Source organism: Duganella sp. 1411, assembly GCF_017833525.1.
Taxonomy (GTDB): domain Bacteria; phylum Pseudomonadota; class Gammaproteobacteria; order Burkholderiales; family Burkholderiaceae_D; genus Rugamonas.
In genome coordinates, this window is the sequence record NZ_JAFICD010000002.1 from 328,292 (window position 1) to 347,060 (window position 18,769).

17 protein-coding genes are annotated in these 18,769 nt (G+C 66.8%); 7 read left to right on the forward strand and 10 right to left on the reverse strand.

Annotation, left to right across the window (positions count from 1 at the left end):
• Positions 1 to 3: 3 nt before the first annotated feature.
• The 4 genes from JOD97_RS13090 to JOD97_RS13105 form a co-directional block, all read right to left on the reverse strand.
• Complete coding sequence (locus JOD97_RS13090) at positions 4 to 858, reverse strand: hypothetical protein (protein WP_209718132.1); 855 nt, start codon at positions 856 to 858, stop codon at positions 4 to 6.
• Positions 859 to 948: 90 nt separating this feature from the next.
• On the reverse strand, positions 949 to 2,466 hold the full coding sequence (locus JOD97_RS13095; protein WP_209718134.1) for a hypothetical protein: 1,518 nt from the start codon (positions 2,464 to 2,466) through the stop codon (positions 949 to 951).
• A gap of 2 nt (positions 2,467 to 2,468) precedes the next feature.
• Positions 2,469 to 2,897, reverse strand: coding sequence for a biopolymer transporter ExbD (locus tag JOD97_RS13100; protein ID WP_209718137.1), 429 nt, complete (start codon positions 2,895 to 2,897; stop codon positions 2,469 to 2,471).
• Positions 2,887 to 3,612: a MotA/TolQ/ExbB proton channel family protein gene (locus JOD97_RS13105; RefSeq protein WP_209718140.1), complete on the reverse strand. Its 726-nt coding sequence runs from the start codon at positions 3,610 to 3,612 to the stop codon at positions 2,887 to 2,889. The genes JOD97_RS13100 and JOD97_RS13105 overlap by 11 nt, the downstream gene beginning before the upstream one ends.
• A 223-nt stretch (positions 3,613 to 3,835) precedes the next feature.
• Here JOD97_RS13105 and JOD97_RS13110 point away from each other — a divergent pair, with 223 nt between their 5' ends.
• On the forward strand, positions 3,836 to 4,732 hold the full coding sequence (locus JOD97_RS13110; protein ID WP_209718142.1) for a DUF72 domain-containing protein: 897 nt from the start codon (positions 3,836 to 3,838) through the stop codon (positions 4,730 to 4,732).
• Here JOD97_RS13110 and JOD97_RS13115 read toward each other — a convergent pair.
• From JOD97_RS13115 to JOD97_RS13135, 5 genes are all read right to left on the reverse strand, one after another.
• Entirely contained in the window at positions 4,721 to 5,989 is a 1,269-nt protein-coding gene (locus JOD97_RS13115) for a voltage-gated chloride channel family protein (protein ID WP_209718145.1), read from the reverse strand. The two genes, JOD97_RS13110 and JOD97_RS13115, sit on opposite strands and share 12 nt — an antisense overlap.
• A 147-nt stretch (positions 5,990 to 6,136) precedes the next feature.
• Positions 6,137 to 7,501 (reverse strand): multicopper oxidase family protein, encoded by a 1,365-nt coding sequence (locus tag JOD97_RS13120; RefSeq protein ID WP_209718148.1) that lies wholly within the window; start codon positions 7,499 to 7,501, stop codon positions 6,137 to 6,139.
• Positions 7,498 to 8,889, reverse strand: a complete 1,392-nt coding sequence (locus tag JOD97_RS13125) for a TolC family protein (RefSeq protein ID WP_209718151.1) — start codon at positions 8,887 to 8,889, stop codon at positions 7,498 to 7,500. The genes JOD97_RS13120 and JOD97_RS13125 overlap by 4 nt, the downstream gene beginning before the upstream one ends.
• A 68-nt stretch (positions 8,890 to 8,957) precedes the next feature.
• On the reverse strand, positions 8,958 to 9,347 hold the full coding sequence (locus JOD97_RS13130; RefSeq protein WP_209718154.1) for a hypothetical protein: 390 nt from the start codon (positions 9,345 to 9,347) through the stop codon (positions 8,958 to 8,960).
• Positions 9,348 to 9,389: 42 nt separating this feature from the next.
• The gene (locus JOD97_RS13135; RefSeq protein WP_090321653.1) at positions 9,390 to 9,629 is read right to left on the reverse strand and encodes a hypothetical protein; all 240 of its coding nucleotides are present in this window, start codon (positions 9,627 to 9,629) and stop codon (positions 9,390 to 9,392) included.
• 123 nt (positions 9,630 to 9,752) lie between these two features.
• Here JOD97_RS13135 and JOD97_RS13140 point away from each other — a divergent pair, with 123 nt between their 5' ends.
• Positions 9,753 to 10,604 carry an MBL fold metallo-hydrolase gene (locus tag JOD97_RS13140; protein WP_209718157.1) on the forward strand — a complete coding sequence of 284 codons (852 nt, stop codon included), beginning with the start codon at positions 9,753 to 9,755 and terminating at the stop codon, positions 10,602 to 10,604.
• Positions 10,605 to 10,762: 158 nt separating this feature from the next.
• On the opposite strand, the gene JOD97_RS13145 is transcribed toward JOD97_RS13140, so the two are convergent.
• The gene (locus tag JOD97_RS13145; RefSeq protein ID WP_209718159.1) at positions 10,763 to 12,202 is read right to left on the reverse strand and encodes a M20/M25/M40 family metallo-hydrolase; all 1,440 of its coding nucleotides are present in this window, start codon (positions 12,200 to 12,202) and stop codon (positions 10,763 to 10,765) included.
• A gap of 135 nt (positions 12,203 to 12,337) precedes the next feature.
• Between JOD97_RS13145 and JOD97_RS13150 the strand changes: the two genes are divergently transcribed.
• The 5 genes from JOD97_RS13150 (at position 12,338) to JOD97_RS13170 (ending at position 18,765) form a co-directional block, all read left to right on the forward strand.
• Positions 12,338 to 12,868, forward strand: coding sequence for a GNAT family N-acetyltransferase (locus JOD97_RS13150; protein WP_209718163.1), 531 nt, complete (start codon positions 12,338 to 12,340; stop codon positions 12,866 to 12,868).
• A 167-nt stretch (positions 12,869 to 13,035) separates the two neighbouring features.
• A complete protein-coding gene (locus JOD97_RS13155) occupies positions 13,036 to 13,446 on the forward strand; it encodes a glycine zipper 2TM domain-containing protein (RefSeq protein ID WP_373999876.1) in 411 nt (136 codons plus the stop codon).
• Between the two features lie 208 nt (positions 13,447 to 13,654).
• Positions 13,655 to 14,692 (forward strand): serine/threonine-protein kinase, encoded by a 1,038-nt coding sequence (locus JOD97_RS13160; RefSeq protein ID WP_209718168.1) that lies wholly within the window; start codon positions 13,655 to 13,657, stop codon positions 14,690 to 14,692.
• Positions 14,692 to 17,172 (forward strand): FtsW/RodA/SpoVE family cell cycle protein, encoded by a 2,481-nt coding sequence (locus JOD97_RS13165; protein WP_209718170.1) that lies wholly within the window; start codon positions 14,692 to 14,694, stop codon positions 17,170 to 17,172. The genes JOD97_RS13160 and JOD97_RS13165 overlap by 1 nt, the downstream gene beginning before the upstream one ends.
• 3 nt (positions 17,173 to 17,175) lie before the next feature.
• Positions 17,176 to 18,765 carry a hypothetical protein gene (locus JOD97_RS13170; protein ID WP_209718172.1) on the forward strand — a complete coding sequence of 530 codons (1,590 nt, stop codon included), beginning with the start codon at positions 17,176 to 17,178 and terminating at the stop codon, positions 18,763 to 18,765.
• Positions 18,766 to 18,769: the final 4 nt, after the last annotated feature.

Here is an 18,769-nt window from a genome sequence, read left to right on the forward strand (position 1 = left end):
CCCTCATGGCTGCCCGCCCGCCGGCGCCGCCTGGGTCACGCTGGATGGCTCGTCGTCCATATAGTCGAATCGCAGCAAGGTGGCATCCGACCAGCCCTTGTCGTACAGCGACTTGAACTTGACCATGAACACGCGTTCGCGCAACAACATCCAGTCCTCCTGGCTCGGCATCATCGGCGCCGTCGGACCATGCAGCATCGCGGCGGGCATGACGGCGCGCCGCTCGCCGTCAACCAGGGTGATGCTGAACACGGGCCGGTCGGCGAAAAAAAACATATTCAGAGGAATCGTGCGGCATGCATTCTCCAGCTTGGTGACCATCACATTGATCGGATGATGCACATAGGCGAGCAGGTCGCCGGCCATGGCCACTTTGCATTCGAGCAGCAAATCGCCGAGGCGGCGCGCGTTCGGCGGCACCCCGGGGCTGCGGACGTCGGCGCGCCACGCCAGGCTCTTGGCCTTGCGGTTGAACTGGACCACCGCGTTGTCGTTGACCGCATCGGCGTGCCTCGGCACGACAAATGTCTGATCCGCCGCCAGCGACACCGGGATGTTGGTGCGCGCCCCGGCGATCTGCAGCACCAGCCCATCCATGGACACGCCTGCCTGGCGCGGCCAGACCCTGAAGCGCAGCGACGCTCCCGGCGCCAGATCGCGGTCCCTGTCGAACACGTCCATGCCGGCCAGGATGTCGCGATACGATTTCTCGTCGCGGTCGTCCACCGTGCCGGGCACCTCCACCACCGGGATCGCCGGCTCCGTGGCCGCCCTGTCGGCGGCGGCGCGCGCGGGCGACGCCGAAAGACATAGCAGCATCGCCAAGGCCAGCCACCGCTTGGCGGAATGAGACTTCATGTTGGACGCCCTGTTTGAATTAACTTTCTAACAATCACCACGCGAGATATTAATATAAATATAACCTCCAGGGAAGTGGCCGCGCCTGCTTTATTTGGTCAACACCAATGAGAAAAACAAACGTGTCGGCCCGTTCGCCATTTTGAAGAAGATTTTGTTGCGGCCCTTCCTGAAATGGACCTTGCGCAGCCCCTCGGTCATATTCAGATCCCGCGCATGGGTGTTGGGCACGTCGTACAACACGTTCCAGAACCACAGCTTATTGATGTTGCCGCCGGCCCAGACTTGCGCATCGTTGACCCAGACCTGGGCGTCGTCGTCGGCGCCTAGCCACAGCGTCAGATCCTGGTCGCGGTCCATCATCAGCTCGGTATAGCCGTAGTACACCGCATCTTCGTCCGGGTCCGGCGGCACCAGCGGATAGCTGGCGGCGCTCACATAGCGCCACTTCAACAGCCGGCCGCCCTTGCCGACATACGCGGCGTCCAGCACCACGCCCTGTTCGGGCGGATGACGATGGTTGGAGAACAGCCCCTTGCCGTGCTTGCCGTCAAAGGGACCGATCAAATACCAGCTGTTGACGTAGACGCGATTGGCGAATTCGCCGCCCCGGCCCAGCACGCGCCCCACTCCCTTGGTCATCCTGTGCGCGTCGACCGGCGGGATCTGGCCGATCCCCGGATTGAAGATCGCCTCGCCGGGGCGGCTGTAATTGCGCACCGTCCCTGTCGGCAGCACCACGTCGCGATTGATAAAGGCCGCCATCCGCCGCGCGATGGCGCCCATGCCGCGCTCGCCGTCAACTGATAGTCCGTCGTTGGGGCCGGTGAAAATCCTGCCCGCCCCGCCGCCGCCGCCCTCCTGGTCCGGGGCGGTTCCGCTCTGCTCGCCGCTTGAGGCGTCGGTGGTCACGGCCACACCGTCCTGCCGTTGGGCGAGGTCCTGCTGGCGCCGCAGCAGCGCGGCGCGCGCCTCCGTTTCAAGCCGCTCGATTTCCGCTGCCAATTGGCCGGGCGCGCCGTTCGCCGGTGGTGCGCCATTCGGCGGTGGCGCGGCGTTCGCCCGTGGCGCGCCGTTCGGCGGCGGCGCGGAATCCGCCGGTGGGGCGCCGTTCGCCAGTGGCGTGGCGTTCGGCGGTGGCGCGTCGAGCAGCTTACGCGCCTGCTCCCGCGGAATCTTCTGGATTCTGGCCAGCTCGGCCGCTTTCAGATCTTTCTCGATCTCGGCGATGGAGGCCGACAGCTCCCTCGCCTGCGCCAGCAACCGCTCCGGCCGGGTCGGCAGCGACGTGGCGCTGAAGTCCGGCTCGTCCACAGCACCGGCGCCGTCGGACGGTGGCGCGCCGGGGCGGCTTTGGTCCAACAAGTCCTTGATTTTCGCCATGTCCTGCACGCGCTTTTCAACGCTGGAGCGCTTTGCCAGCGCGGCGCCGGCGCTCACTTGCCGATCCACCTGCTCGCTCTGGCGGGCCAATTGCACCCGGTGGACACCGAAGTAATACAGCAGCACGATCAGCAGCGCGTGCGCCGCCAGCGAGAACAGCACGTGGCCATACCGCCCCACGCCCTCCAGGCGGGACGGGACCTCCCATTCGTCAACGTGGTCCATCCTCATCGCGCGCTACGGGTGTGCATGGAAATGTTGGTCAACCGCTCGAACTGGCACAGGTCGAGCACGTGCACGATGTCCTGGTACTTCGCCAGTTGGTCGCCGTCGATGCGGACGCGGCGCGCCGGATCGCGGGCCGCCTCCATTTTCAGGCGCCCGTGCAGGGCCTGGGTCGACACCGGCTCGCCATCGAGGAACAATTCGCCGTTCTTGTCGACACCGATCACCAGCGGCGCCGGGCCGGCCTCGTCGCGCTCCAGGCTGACCTGCGACATCGGCAACGTCACCGGCAACTCCTTTTGCGGCTTGTGCTGCTCCGGCTGTTTGAACGACGTCGCCACCATGAAGAACATCAGCAGGAAGAAGATGCAGTCGATCAGCGCGATCAAGCCGATTTCCGGCTGTTCGTCCTCGCCCAGGTTAATGCGCATGGGACACCACGTGCAGGTTTTGCGGCGCGGCGTCGCCGTGCAGGAACCACTCGTCGATCAGGTGGTTGATCTTTTTTTCCAGCGCCAGCCCGAAAAACGCCTGGCGGTTCTTGAAGAAATGGTGCATCGCCAGCGCCGGCAGGGCCACGCACAAGCCGCCGGCGGTATTGATCAAGGCCTTCGAAATGCCGCCGGCCAGCAGCGCCGGATTACCCATGCCCTCGGAAAACGCGATCACGTGGAAGGCGTCGATCATGCCGACCACGGTGCCGAGCAAACCGACGATGGGCGCCACCGTGGCGACGATCGCCAGCGCATAGGCCTTTTGCTGATGGTGCCGCAATTCCATCGAGGCGATGTCGCCGGCGCCGCTGTTGACGATGGCGTATCCATGCTGGCGGTGATCGGCCATATAGCCGATCACGCGCGCCAGCGTGCTGTCCTCTTCGGCCAGCAGTTGCTGAAGCCTGGCGAAATCCTGCGCCGCCCACAGCGGCTTGACGCGTTCGACCAGTCCCTCGGGGACGATGGCGCGGGCGCGGAAATGCATCAGGCGCTCGACCGTCACGGCCAGGAACAGGATCGACAGCCCGAGCGTCACGATGATGGCCGCGCCGCCCTCCGCCGCCTGCTCGACGATATTGATCTCGGCCGCGTGCCCGCTATTCTGGACGGCGAGCGCGGCAAACAACAAGACGGTTAAATTTTTATGCATATCGATCCGGGTTGGTTAAAAATATCGGCACCTGTTGGGGTCCGCGACGTTCCATGCATATAAGCAAAGTCCGCGCCAGCGGCAGGGCCGCTGTTTCCGGCGCGATAACGAACGGATCGGCAGCGTCCCCGTTCATTTCCGGACACTCAACGTTCGGAAACGAACAGTTCCTGCTGATAGGCAATCGTGCCCCGCCCGCGTGCCGATCTGGCTATATTGAGCCATGGGAAAAATCTATATCGGCATCTCGGGCTGGCGCTACCAGGGCTGGCGCGGCGTGTTTTATCCGGAAGATCTGGCGCAGGCGCGCGAGCTCGAATTCGCCTCGCGCGCGCTGCCGACGATAGAGCTCAACGGCTCGTTCTACTCGCTGCAGCGGCCGTCGAGCTACGCCGCCTGGTACGCGGCCACCCCGCCCGGCTTCGTCTTCAGCCACAAGGGCAACCGCTACCTGACCCACATCCTGCGCCTGGGCGACGGCATCGACAAGGCGCTGGCCAACGTCATGGCCTCGGGCGTGTTGGCGCTGCGGGAAAAACTCGGACCGTTCCTGTGGCAGCTGCCGCCCAACTTCCGCTTCGACGCCGAGCGGCTCGAGCATTTTTTCAGCCTGCTGCCGCGCGACCTGGAACAGGCGCGGCATCTGGCGCGCCGGCACGAGCCGCGCATGAACGGCAAGGTCATGCTCGACATCGACGCCAACCACAAGCTGCGCCACGCGCTGGAGATCCGCCACGACAGCTTCGTCGACCCGGCGTTCGTGGCGCTGCTGCGCAAATACAAAGTGGCGCTGGTGGTGGCCGACACCGCCGGCAAGTTTCCGTACTACGAGGATGTGACGTCCGACTTCATGTACCTGCGCCTGCACGGCGCCGAGGAACTGTACGCCAGCGGCTACGACGACGCGGCGCTGGAACGCTGGGCCGCGCGCATCCGCGCCTGGAGCACGGGCGGACAGCCGCACGACGCCCGGCTAATTTCGGACAAGGCGGCGCCGGCGCGCGCCAAACGCGACGTCTACTGCTACTTCGACAACGACATCAAGGTGCGGGCGCCGTTCGACGCGCGCGGCCTGATCGACAAGCTGGGGCTGGGCGCCGGCCTGGCGTCATTTGGCTGAAGGCGGCGGCAAGCGGTCGCGCGGCACCGGCGGCACGCGGTACTTGGCCATGCCGGCCTTTTGCGAACGGTAGATGCCGCAGCGGCCCGAGAACAGATAGGCGACCACGCACGCGAGCGCCGCGAAGGGCCCGATCTGCGGCCCGAACAACTCGATCGCCATGATGGTCGACGCCAGCGGCGTGTTGGCCGCCCCCGCGAACACGGCGACAAAGCCCAGCGCCGCCAGCAGCGGGAAAGGCAGGTGCAGCAAGGGCGCCAGCGCGTTGCCCAGCGTGGCGCCGATGAAGAACAACGGCGTCACCTCGCCGCCTTTGAAGCCGCTGCCCAGCGACGCCACGGTGAAAGCGAATTTGCCGAAGAAATCCCAGGGCGCCAGCGGCTGCCGGAACGCCTCGACGATCACCGGGATACCGAGGCCGATGTAGCGGCTGCCGAGCAGCCACACGGCGACGGCGACGAGCGCGCCGCCGAGCATCGGCCGCAACGGCGCATACGGGACATGGCGCTTCATGAAGGACGACGCGGCATGCGTGGATTTGGCGAAGGCCATGCCGGCCAGGCCGAACGCGATGCCGGCCACCAGCACGGCGGCGACGCTGGCCAGGCCGATGGCGACCACCGCGTCCATCGGGTAATGGGTGTGGTGCACGCCCCAGGCCATGCCCACCTGGTCGGCGGCGACGGCGGCGACCACGCAGGGGAAGATGGCGTCGTAGCGCAGGCGGCCGACGGCCAGCACCTCCATGCCGAAGATGGCGCCGGCCAGCGGCGTGCCGAAGACGGAGGCGAAACCGGCGCTGATGCCGGCCATGAGCACGATGCGGCGGTCGGCGTGGCGCAGCCGCAGCGCGTAGGTCAGCTGGTCGGCCAGCGCTCCGCCCATCTGCACGGCGGTGCCCTCGCGGCCGACCGAGGCGCCGAACAGGTGGGAGACGACGGTGCCGACCAGCACCAGCGGCGCCATGCGCAGCGGCACGACCTTTTGCGGATCGTGGATCTCGTCGATCAGCAGGTTGTTGCCGGCCTCGACACTGGCACCGGTTTTCAGGTACAGCCAACCGACGGCGAAGCCGGCCAGCGGCAACAGCCAAACGATCCACGGGTGCGCCTCGCGCCAGCCGGTGGCGGCATCGAGCGCGAACAGGAAGAAGGCGGAGGCCGAGCCGCTCAGCGCGGCGATGGCGCCGGCGATGCAGGTCCATTTGCCGACGTACGACAGCAAGGCTGTTTGTTCAGGGTAAAGGGATACTTTCATGCGGCCAACGGCAACTCCGGGGTCAGGTCCACCAATTCTACACGAGCACATGTTGACAGTTAACCCGACGGGCCACACCAGAGGGGTCGTACCCCATTGGGTACGACCCCGCGGTGGATCGCCGTGCGGGTCTAAAACCAGCGCCGTTTAATGATGGTGCTTGGCGTCGCGCTTGACGTTCATCGCGTCCTCCGGCTTGGACGGCGCCGCGCCCGGCGCGCGCGGCGCCGGCGGCACCTCGCCGCGCCACTCGTAGGCCACCGTCCCCTTCGGATGCTGGTACCAGCCCGGGTCCTTGTAGTCGTTGCGCGCCAGCCCCTCGCGCACTTTGACCGTGGTGAACATCCCCCCCATCTCGACGCCGCCGAACGGACCGTCCCCGCTCATCATCGGCAGCGTGTTCTCCGGCAGCGGCATCTGCATGCCGTCCATCGAGCCGCCCTTGTCGCCCATAGCCATATATCCCGGCACCAGCTTGTTGATCTTCTCGGCCACGCCGGCTTGGTCGACCCCGATCATGGTCGGCACGCCGTGCCCCATCGCGTTCATCGTGTGGTGGGATTTGTGGCAGTGGAAGGCCCAATCGCCCGGCGCGTCGGCGATGAACTCGATGGCCCGCATCTGGCCGACGGCGACGTCGGTGGTCACCTCCGGCCAGCGCGCCGACGGCCGCACCCAGCCGCCGTCCGTACCCGTGACCTCGAAGCTGTGGCCGTGCAGGTGGATCGGGTGGTTGGTCATCGTCAGGTTGCCGGCGCGGATGCGCACCCGGTCGTTCTTGCGCACCACCATCGGATCGATGCCCGGGAAGGCGCGGCTGTTGAAGGTCCACAGATTAAAGTCGAGCATCGTGTTGATCTTCGGCGTGTAGCTGCCCGGATCGATGTCGTAGGCGCTGAGCAGGAAGACGAAATCGCGGTCCACCGCGTGCTGCCGCGGGTCTTTCGGATGCGTGATCCAGAAGCCCATCATCCCCATCGCCATCTGCGCCATCTCGTCGGCGTGCGGGTGGTACATGAAGGTGCCGGCGTGCCGCGCGACGAATTCATAGACGAAGGTTTTACCCGGCTGGATGCCGGGCTGCGTCAAGCCGGTGACGCCGTCCATGCCGTTCGGCAGAAGCTGGCCGTGCCAGTGCACGCTGGTGTGCTCGGGCAGTTTGTTGGTGACGAAGATGCGCACGCGGTCGCCCTCCACCACCTCGATGGTCGGACCTGGACTCTGGCCGTTGTAGCCCCACAGGTTGGCCGTCATGCCGGGCGCCAGCTCGCGCACCACCGGTTCGGCCACCAGGTGGAACTCCTTGACGCCGTCCTTCATCCGCCACGGCAGGGTCCAGCCGTTGAGCGTGACGACGGGATTGTAAGGGCGGCCGTTGGGCGGCACCAGCGGCGGCGCGGTGGCGGCCGACGATTGCACCGGCGCCTCCGGCAGCGAAGCCGCGCCGGCCTTGGTGACCATGCCGGCACCGATCAGGGCCGCGCCGCTGAGGAATGATCTGCGGGTGGTCATGGTGTTACTCCTTTGTTGGTTGGGAGGCGGCCGCTTAAACGGCCACCCAATGCGGCTTCCAGATTGGCTTGCGCGGTCCAGTAGTCCCGCAGCGCGCCGATGTAGCCGTTGACGGCGGCCGATTGTTCGCGGGCGTCGGCCAGCAGTTCGAATACGCTCATCAGCATGCCGTTGTAGCGCAGCAGCGTCTCGTCGGCGATTTTTTTACGCAGCGGCAGGACCTGATCGCGATAGTGGCGCGCCAGTTCGTACGAAGAGCGGTAGTCGGCATAGCTTTCGCGCGCCTCGCTGCGGGCGTTGAGCGCCGCCTGCGCCAGCAGGTTGACCGACTGCATATAGGTCGCCTCGGCGCGCGCCACGCGGGTCGAACCCCAGTCGAACAGCGGGATCTCCAGCGTCAGCTCATAGCCGCGCGTGTTGGTCGGGCCTTCGCTGTTGCTAACCGCGCCCAGATCGAGCACGTTGATGAAGCGCGTGGTCTTGGTCAGGCCCAGGGTCGACGCGGTGCGCTCGGTATCGAGTTTGGCGGCCTGGATGTCCAGCCGCTCGTCGACGGCGATCCGCTCGATGTCGGCCAGCTCGCGCGGCGCGGCCGGCAGCTCTGGCAGATGCTCCGGCAGCGTGTACGCGAGCTGCGCGCCATCGAGCCCCATCAGGCGGGTCAGCTTTTCGCGCGCGCCGACGGCCGCCTTGCGCGCGGCGGCGACGTCGGCCACCGTTTGCGCGTGGTAGGCCTGTTCGCGCGCCACGTCCATCGCGCTCCAGTTGCCGGCCTTGCGCATGCGGTCGGCCAGTTCGGCGCTGGCCTGCGCCGATTGCTCGACCTGCGCGGCGTATTCGGCGCTCTGGTTGGCGGCCACCGCCTCCACCCAAGCGCGGCGGGTGTCGGCGGCGACCTTGAGCGCCTCGTTCGAGACCAGCAATTTGGTCTGCTCGAAGCGGCGGCCCTCGATCCGCCCGGCCAGCGGCGCGGTGATCAGGCCAAGCAGGTTGAAGGTCAACGTGCGTTCGATGGCGACTTCACCGCCGCCGTGGCTGCGCTTGAAATCGAACACGGGATTTTGCAGGCGGCCAGCCTGCACCAGGTCCGCTTCGGCGATGCCGAGCGACCAATAGCTCGCCTGCAGTCCCCGATTGTTGAGCAGCGCGATATGCACCGCTTCGTCGACAGCCAGCGGCTGCCCCAGTTTTTTCTCGATGACGGCGGCCAGCGCGCGGGCGTCGTCGTCGTTGCGCGGCAGGCGGCCGGCGACGCTGGCGCTCAGGCCCGTGCGCTGTTCGCTGACGCCGGCGGCGGCGCCGAAGCCGCCATCGCCGGACAGCGACGCGCAGCCGCCAAGCAGCAGCGCCACGCTGGCGCCACCGGCGAGTTTATGCAGACAGTTCATGTCCAACACCTCAGGTTAATTTAAAAAAGGGATGCGTTGCGCAGCTCGCGGACGGAGCTGTCGCGGGGTCAGGCGAAATTGACTTGAGGGGGACGTTCGGGATGGGCCAGGTCGACCGCGGGAAGGACTTCGGAATAGAACGGGATGGCGGACGACAGCGCCGGCAGCATGGGAACGCCCAGCGCTTGCGGCAAGAACGGCGCGCCGGCGGCACAACAGGCGGCGCCGCCGCATTTGATGCCGCCGTGGGCGTGCTTCGCCTTGTGCGCCGATGCGTCTTTTTTCTGATCCTGCATCGCCGCCATCATCGCCGCGTGGTCATGCGCACCGGCCGGCATGACCATGTGCGCGGTCGCCGGCGCGACGGGCGCGCACAGCGTCATCGCCGCCGACGCATAGCCCTGGTAAGGGAGCGCCAGCAACAGCAGCCATACGATGAAGGTTCTGAGCAGGGTCATGCGACTATGGTATCACACGCCGCGCCACATGCTAAGCTGCCGTCAGGCCAGCCGCACCAGTGGATTGGCGATGATATTGTCGATTTGCCGGATGGCCTCGTCGCAGGCGGCGGCGATCGCCTCGTCTTCGCTGTCACGGACGAATTGCATGGTCGCGCCTTCGAACACTTCGACGCCGTTGGCGTTGGCGCGTTCGATGTCGCAACTGGCGCTCCATTTGTTGTCGCTGGTCGGCAAGGCCGTTGGAATGATTTCCCAGCCTTTATAGTGAATTTTATCCATGACTGACTCCTTGTTTATAGACAGACTAGCATAAGAGATAACGCCTACGCGCACGCCTGAGGATTTCCGGTCAAAAAATCTGCGATTTTCCCGGTCGTTATGAATATTTATTATAATGAACTCATGAAGCCACTTATTCAAGCGTTCCACGACAAGACCACAGGCACCGTCACCTATGTCGTATACGAAAAAGACGGCACCGACTGCGCGATCATCGATTCGGTGCTCGATTACGACCCGAAGTCGGGCCGCACCTCCACCGCGTCGGCCGACCTGGTGGTCGACTTCGTGCGCGCGCACCGGCTCAACACCGCCTGGCTGCTGGAGACGCACGCCCACGCCGACCACCTGTCGGCCGCGCCCTACCTGTCGCGGCAACTGGGCGGACGCACCGGCATCGGCGCCGAAATCTCGGTCGTGCAGCAAGCCTTCGCGCGGGTTTTCCCGCAGCGGCCGGGCATCGAGCGCAGTTTCGACCACCTGTTCCAGCCGGACGAGGACTTCGCCATCGGCGCGTTGCGCGCCCGCGCGCTGCACGTGCCGGGCCACACGCCGGCCGACATGGCCTACCAGATCGGCGACGCCGTCTTTGTCGGCGACACCATGTTCATGCCGGACGTGGGCACGGCGCGCTGCGACTTCCCCGGCGGCTGCGCCGCCACGTTGTACCGCTCCGTGCGCAAGCTGCTGGCACTGCCGCCGCAAACGCGCCTGTTCATGTGCCACGACTATCCGCCGGCCGGCCGCGAGGCGCGCTGGGAGGTCACAGTGGCCGAGCAAAACGAAAAGAACATCCACATCCGCGCGGGCGTGACGGAGCAGCAGTTCGTCGAGATGCGCACCAAACGCGACGCGACGCTAGAGATGCCGGTGCTGATACTGCCGGCGATCCAGGTCAACATCAGCGCCGGGCAGCTGCCCGAGGCCGAGGAAAACGGCGTGCGCTATCTGAAGATACCGCTCAACGCCTTCTGAACCGATGGCCACTGAATGACGCGTCCATCTAAAACACGTAGGGCGGATTAGCGAAGCGTAATCCGCCATGCATGCGCCGCCGGCGGCTCAAAGATGGCCGATTACGGCGTTCCGCCTAATCCGCCCTACGTGGAACAGCGGTGCGCCCTCGGCTACGATCAATCGTCGCGCTTGGGCGTCCGGCCGATGCTCTCGTCCATATTGGCCAGATACCAGGTCAGCCCCGTCATCACGGCCACGTGGCGCTTGAGCTCCAGCGGATTGACCTTGTCCAGCGTATCGGCGGGCGTGTGGTGGTAGCTGAAATAGCTGCTGGCATCGACCAGCGGCATGAACACCGGCACGCCGGCGCGCTCCAGCGGGCTGGTGTCGGCCGCGCCGGTGACGTCGCGGCGGTCGAACATCGACGCGCCGATCGGCTCCAGCGCCTTTTGCAGCGGCGCGAAGTACTTGACCACCGACGGCCGCACGCTGCCGATCACGCCAAACGGCCGGCCGCCGCCGCTGTCCGACTCGATCGCCGCGAAGTGCCGCTCAACCTTGTCCTTGTTAGCCTCGAAATAACCCTTGCCGCCCTGCGTGCCGTTCTCCTCGTTCATCCAGGCGATCACGCGGATCGTGCGGCGCGGTTTGAGGTTCAACTTATTAAGCGTGTCGATCACCGCCATCGCGGCGGCCACGCCGGTGCCGTCGTCGTGCGCGCCGGTGGCCAGGTCCCACGAATCGAGGTGGCCGGAGACGATCACCACCTCGTCGGCCTTGTCGCCGCCGGGCAGGTCGGCGATGACGTTGAAGCTGTCGGCGTCGGGCAGGGTTTGCGGCGTCAGCGTCAGATGCATCTTGACCGGGCCGCGCGCCGACAAACGTGTCATCAGCATCGCGTCTTCGGCCGTCACGGCGGCGGCGGGAATGCGGGCGCCGTCGACCAGGCCGGTCACGCCGGTGTGCGCGATGCGGTAGTCGGCGCCGCCGACCGAGCGCACCAGCGCCGCCGCCGCGCCCATCTCGGCCGCCACCTTCGGACCGTTGACGCGGAAGTTGGAGCCGCGCCCGTAAGCCGGGCCGGCGTGGCCACGCTCGGCCATCTCCTGGTCGAAGGCGACGTCGAACAGCACGATGGCGCCCTTGACCTGGGCCGCGCGCGCCTTGAGTTCCTCGAAATCGCGCACCACGATCACCGGCGCGGTCAGGCCGGCGGCCGGCGTGGCGCCCGATCCGCCCAGCGCCGTCAGCACCACCTTCTGCGTGATGCCGGCCGGACGCCCGGCATAGTCGACCAGTTCGGCCGTCTCGGCGCCGCGCACCCAATGCGGCACCTTGACCGGTTGCAGCGTGACCTTGGCGCCGATCTTGCGCATCGCCGCCGCCACCTGATCGACCGCCGCCGCCGCGCCGGCGGACCCGGACAGGCGCGGCCCCACCAGGTCGGTCAGGTCGGCCAGGCGGGCATACGCCCAATCCTCCTGCATCGCGCTGTCGCGTATCCGCGCCAGGGTGGCGGGATCGTTGGCCAGCGTCTGGGCGCCGATCGCGCCGGCGCTCAACATGCAGCCGGCGAGGATGGTCAGGGACAGTTTGATCGGGAAGGCGGATTTCATGCGGGTCCTGTATAAAGGTGGGTGGGTTGCAAGAGCGAATCAAACGATAACCGATCGTGATGCACTTGTCATCCATATTGATTTGTCATCGGCGTTGCACTACCATGAACCTTCAACCGCCTCAAGAAAGCGCCTATGCTCAAGGGACGACTTTGCACGGTGCGCCACCTGGTCAGCACCGATCTGAACACCTTCATCGCGCTGGTCAACGACCTGCCCTCGCGCGGCGACCATTTCTCGACCCATTTCAAGTCGCCCGAAACGCTGCGCAAGGAGTTCATGCAAAACAGCTTCGTCACCGACGACAGCGAACTGTTTGTCATCGAGGACAGCCTGCACCACATCGTCGGCGTCATCACGCACTTCAAAAGCCGCACGCCGGTCACGCGCGAAATCGGCTACCGCCTGTTCGACGCCAAGCTGTCGGGACGCGGATATGTCACCGAGGCGTGCCGTTTATTGATCGATTACCTGTTCAACGTCCACCAGTACCACCGGCTCGAGCTGCTGTCGGCGCCGGAGAACGTGGCCTCGATCCGGGTCGCGCAAAAATGCGGCTTCACGGCCGAAGGCATGATGCGCCAGAGCTTTTTCATCAATGGCCGCTACCAGGACGTGCAGATATTCAGCCTGCTGCGGCCCGAATGGGAAGCGCGGCGCCTCTAATTGTTACAAGCCATTACCAAAACTCCCCCTTTGTAAGCATGTGTATAACAGGTGGTGATTTTCCACCGGCGATTTATAGTGACATCAATGGCTAACGAATCATTCCGATCCGGAGCCGCAGCAAGGGGAACACCATGTTGAGCAAAAAATTTATGGCTGTAGCGTTAGTGGCCGCAGCGACAGCAACATCGTCGGTCTACGCAAGCGACCGTGGGTTTAACACGGTAGCCGGCGCTGTGGTGGGAGCCGCGATCGGCAACAGCGCGGGTGGACGTGACGGCGCCATCGTCGGCGGCCTGGTTGGCGCGGCGGTCGGCAACAGCATCAACACCGGCGACCGCTATCGCGGCGACCGCGGTGGCCGTTACGTCGAAACGCGCGTCTACTCGCAGCCAGCGCCGGTCTACTACGAACCGGCCCCGGTGTACTACGCGCCGCCACCGCGCTACTACGCGCCGCCGCCACGGGTGGTGTATGTGGAGCCGGCCCGTCCCTACTACCGCGAATCGCGCCGCGACTACTATTACGGCGACCGCTGGGACCGTGGCCACCACCACCACGACCGCTACGACCGTTAATTCGTAGTCAAAATAGAAAGCCTGTCCACCGACAGGCTTTTTTTTCATCCGCATCATCGGGGGTCAAGTCTAACATTGCTACACGGCCTGTGCTGTAAGACCGCGTACTGCCAAGCTCATGTAGCAATGTTAGACTTGACCCCGGAGTTAAATTGCTTTTCGTCTCCCCCCGCTAGCCAGCCGTGACGGCCAGCGCCGAGGGGAAATCATGACGACAGCAGACGCAATCATCGCTTTGGAATTGGGACACTACCGCCTGCGCGAGCAGATCGGCGGTTCGGCCTACGGCATCATCTGGCGCGCCAGTGCGCCCAGCGCCACCGGCGACGTGGCGCTCAAGTTGGTCAACCAGGAGCAGATGGCGCGCGCCCTGCCCGCCCTGCGCGACCGCTGGGTGGACTGCGCCAACAACGAGATCGCGTTCCTGCAGTCGCTCGAACCATGGGACGAACGCCATATCGTGCGTTTGCTCGATAGCGGCTGGCATGAGGGCTTGCCCGTGCTGGCGCTGGAGTTGATGGCGACCGATCTGGGTCAGCACATGGCCGCCCTCAAGAGCGCCGAAGACGCCGTTCCACTACCCTTGGCGCTCAGCTGGATCGGCCAGATCAACCAGGCGCTGGCCAAGGTCCACCAGTACGGCTGGCGCTATCTGGACCTGAAGCCGGCAAACGTGCTGCTGGACCGCCATCGGCACGCCGTCAAGCTGGCCGACTTCGGCACCAATCGCCACGCCGGCAGCCTGCAAGCCCACTCGTATGCCGGCACCGCCAACTGGCAGGCGCCGGAACAGTTTTTCCCCGCCGACGGCGGCGGCTACGCGACCGGCCCGCGCAGCGACTATTTTTCGCTGGGGGCGATGTTCTACTTTATGGTGACCGGCGGCCTGCCGCTGCGCTTTTGCGCCGATTGCGGCCAGGCCTATCGCGAACACCACACCGCCGGCGCCGACCTGCTGCGCCAGATGCATGGCGGGGCGATCCCCAAGGCGCTGACCGCCGACGAAGAGGCGCGCTTCGCCTTCGCCATGCCGATTGAAGCGCGCGATCCGGCGCTGGAACTGCTGCGCGCGCTGCTGCATATCGATCCGGCCCAGCGCCCCCGCCATGCGATCCAGATCAGCCGCATGCTCAACGCGGTCCAGGGCGTGAAGCCGGCGCGCGGCACGTTCAATCCGTCCGATCCGATCCATGCCATGCGCCGGCCCACCGCCAGCAACGGCTGGCGCCATATCCAGGGGGCGTGATGGCGACTCCACTGCGTTTGCACAAGGCGCCGCCGCGCGTGCCGCACGGCGCCGGGCCGTCGCTGTCATGGGCCCTCGGCCTGCGCCCCGGCGAAATCGCCATCGATGCCGCCGCCTGGCTGGCGCGCTTCGCCGCCCGGAACGTCGGCCTGGCCGCTACCCTCGCCGTGATTGGAGCGCTGTTTGGCCTGCAGGCGCTGGCCCTTCTGCGCGCGCCCGCGGGCTGGCTGCCGGCCACCATCACCATCGCGCTGGCACCCGGCGAGACCATCACGCTGGGCCAGCGGGAACTGGCCGCGCCGCAGACCGACCGCGCCCACCTGTCGCTGCGCCGCGATGCGCGGGACGGTTGGATGCTGCGCAATATCAGTCCGTCCAAACAAGTCGTCCTGTTGCGTGACGGCGCCGAACAGCGCATGGGCAGCGAGGCGCTGCGTGCGGGGCAAAGCTTCCAGATCGACGGCGCGCTATTCAACGTGACGTCCTCCGATGCGGGCGCCATCGTCTTTAACCGCGACGGCCACACGTGGCGCTATGACGGCGCGGTGCTGTACCGTGACGGCCTGGCGCAGTCCAACTGCCCCGACGCGCGCCTCTCCGGCCGCGCGCTGTCGCTGTGGAACCGCGCCATGCCGACGATGCTGACGATCGCACGACCTTTGTCCTTCGGCGGCAATCTGTACTGCGGCAACCGGCTTGGGCTGGCGCAGACCACGCCCGGAGCGGCGCAACTGGCGCGCGTCAACGGTCGCCTGGAGCTCTCGGCCGGCAATCCGGATGGCGACCGCGCCTCGGTGCTGGTGCACGCCGAAGGCGTCCAGATGGATTTGCGCCGGCAGGAGGCGTCGCTGCGCGGAGTGGGTGCGATGATCGTCGGCCACACGCGTTTTCAGTTGGCGCCAGCCGGCGACCGGTTGACGCTGACGCCCAGCCGCCACGTCAACCTGTTCAACGTGCCGGACTTGAAGCTGCCGGCGGCGGTCAACTGGCAGTGGCAACAGCGCTCGCTGTGGAATAGCGGCCACGCCAACGCGCTGTGGGGCGCCATCGCCGTCTGCCTGGCGTGCGTCGCAGTCAGCGCGGCGGGCGCCGTGGCTTCGCACGGCATTTGGCTGCGGCGCGCGGCTTCCGGCGCCAAGCTGCTGGGCGCCGCCACATTGCTGATCGCCGGCGTCTCCGCGTTGATTTCGCAACGCGCCGGCATGCCGCCCAGCGCCGCGTTGTCGATGCTGCTCGGCGCCTGCGCGCTGCTGCTTTGGCTGACCTTTCCCGGGCGTCTGGCCCTGCTGACGGCCGCCGGCGTCGTGCTGCTGGCCGTCGGCCTGCTGGCCCAGTTGGAGCTCGGCCTCGGCGCGCCGCAAACGTCATGGCTGCGCTACTACCAGAAAAGCGCCGCCATGCTGGCGATAGGCGCCGGCCTTGGCGGCCTGCTGCGCGTTTGGGCGTGGCACCAGGCCAGGCGCGCCGCGCATCTACAACAGCGCGCCATCGAGTGGACGCTGGCGACGTTCGCCGCCGTCGCGCTGGCGGCGCTGGCCGCGCAGGTGCTGTGGGGCGACGAAACCGGCGTGTTCGACCTGCAGCCGGTGGAACTGGCCAAGCTGGCGTTGACCACCCTGACCGCGCATTGCCTGGCGCTGCGCTTCGGCTGGCACAGCGAAACCCGGCATCCGGCCGACCACGGCGCGCGCTGGCTGCGGCTGATCGCGCCGGCGCTGCTGTTTATCGCCCTGCTTGGACTGTCGCTGGTGCAGGTCGACGACTTCTCGCCGCTGATACTGCTGCTGGTGTGGAGCACCGCCATGGCGTTGGCCTACGCGGTCGCCGCCCGCCACCGGCTGCTGACGGCCGCTCTGGTCGCGGTCACGCTGAGCGCCGTCGGCGCCGTGGTCTACCTGCGCCTCGCCGGCACCGACGACTTGATACGCTGGGGCTTCTACGCCGACCGCTTCCTGGTGTGGCTGAACCCCGCCGAACATCCGCACACCGGCCAGCAACTGCTGCTCGGCGCGCGCGCCATCGGCGAAGGCGGCTGGCTGGGGGCCGACCACTGGCTCGGCCTGCGCGCGCTCGGCCAGCCGGCCGGCGGCGTGGTCCAGATTCCGGCGGTGCAGGACGACTTTGCCGCCACCTTCTTCATCAACCGCCACGGCCTGGCCGGTGCGCTGCTGCTGTGGGGCGTGCAGGCGGCCTTCCTGACCGGGATCGTGCTGACCGCGCTGCGCGCCCACCAGGCCGGCGCCAGCGCCCGCAACTTCCGCCAGGCCTGGTCCGGCCGCTTCCACTATTTCGCGCTGTGCGGCGGCGGCGCCTTCGTGCTCGGGCATTTTCTGCTGTCGTGGGGGACCAATCTGGCGATCTTCCCGATCATGGGCCAGCCGATGAGTTTTCTGTCGGCCGGCGGCAGCCATCTGCTGTTTTTCCTTTGCCCCCTGCTAGCGTTTAGTGCGATCAGCGCGCAATCTTTAGAAGGAGACTGAATCATGCCGATCTATGTCCAACACGAAGTCCTGGGCCGCATTCCCGACGTTTTCAACGGCGAGGCGATCTGGCAGGCTCCCGGCCTGGCGCTGTTCTCGCGGCGCCCGCTGCTGCGCGACCTGCTCGAGCGCAGCCCGCGCGAGCACAAGGGCCGCGCCGCCACCCGCTGCTTCTCGCACGTGACGCTGATGCTGCCGCAGGAGGACGTCGACGACGATTACCACCTCACGCGCGGCGCCCGCGCGCGCGACCTGGCGCAGACGTTGACGGCCCTGCATCAAAAGGACTTCGGCGACCTGCTCGGGGGCGACCAGGTGCGCTACGACGTGGTCGGCACCGAGGCGCTGGCGCCCGGCGAGATCGAGGTCAAGTTCGGCCACGCGGTCTATCTGCCGGCGGCCGATGAAAAAATCCTGTTCAATGTCAGCGTTTCGCGCGACAGCGCGATCTGGCATCCGGTCTGCCCGATCTATCCGAACCAGCGCCTGGCGCTGATCGGCGGCGAAGGCGGCGCGGCCAGCGTGATCGCGAGCGGCTGGCCGTTCGGCCCCGAAGGCGCGATCCTGATCATCAACGACGGCCCGGATGCGGCGCCGGTGGTGCAGATGCGGCCCAAGGATGCCCTCGAATGCCGCTTCGATCCGCGCAGCGGCTACCACACGATCAAGTCATTGCGCGAGGTGCCGGGCGGCAGCCCGCGCCTGCTGTTGAAGATCGAACGCGCGTCCGGCGCGCCGATGCGCACCCAGGCCGGCGCCAGCGAGGGTATCAGCATCAATCCGGCGCCGGTGCGGGCTGCAGCGCCAGCCGCCCACGCCGGCCCGGCCAGGCCGGCCGTATGGCAAAGCCGCGCCGACGGCGCGCCGCTGGAACTGACCGCCGTGCCGGTCAGCCACAAGCCGGCCAACAAACCCGGCGAGAGCGACGCCACCTACGCGCCGCTGTCCCAGCAGCGCGTGAACCTGGTGGCGCTGGCCCTGCCGCGCCTGAGCCGCTACCGCGACACCGGCGCCCAGACGATGGAGCTGCCGTTCGACCGCGCGCTGGCCTTGTCCGCCGACGCGGCGCCGGTGATCAGCTTTGTGGTCGACGCGGCCGACGAACTGTATGCCTGCACCGCCGAAGGCCGCCAGCGCATCGCCGCGCCATCCACCTTCACGCCGGTCGATGGACGGGCGATCCGGCTGCTGCCGGCCGCGCCGGAAATGGCCGACCGCTATCGCGCCCTGCTCTGCCTCGCGCAGCCCGTCGGCGCGGCGGTGGCCGGCGGCGCGCGCTTTACCTTCGGGCGCAATTCGCCGATGCTGTCGGCCCTGCGCCTGCTCGACTCGCCACGCTTCATCAAGCGCGCCGACGGCGTCAACGCCGCCAGCGCGGACCGCATCGGCCTGTCGCGCAACGCTTTCAGTTTTGAAGCGACTCCGGATGGCTACAAGATCGGCCGGCTGACCGCCACCCAGGCGCTGTATCACCTCGACGAGAAGATGGCGTTCGTCGCCAGCATCGGCGATGCCGGCAGCGACGCGCCGTATCTGCTGCCGACCGGTCATCATCTGGTCGCGGGCCACTACGTGCTGCGTTTCGACGCCTAGGAGC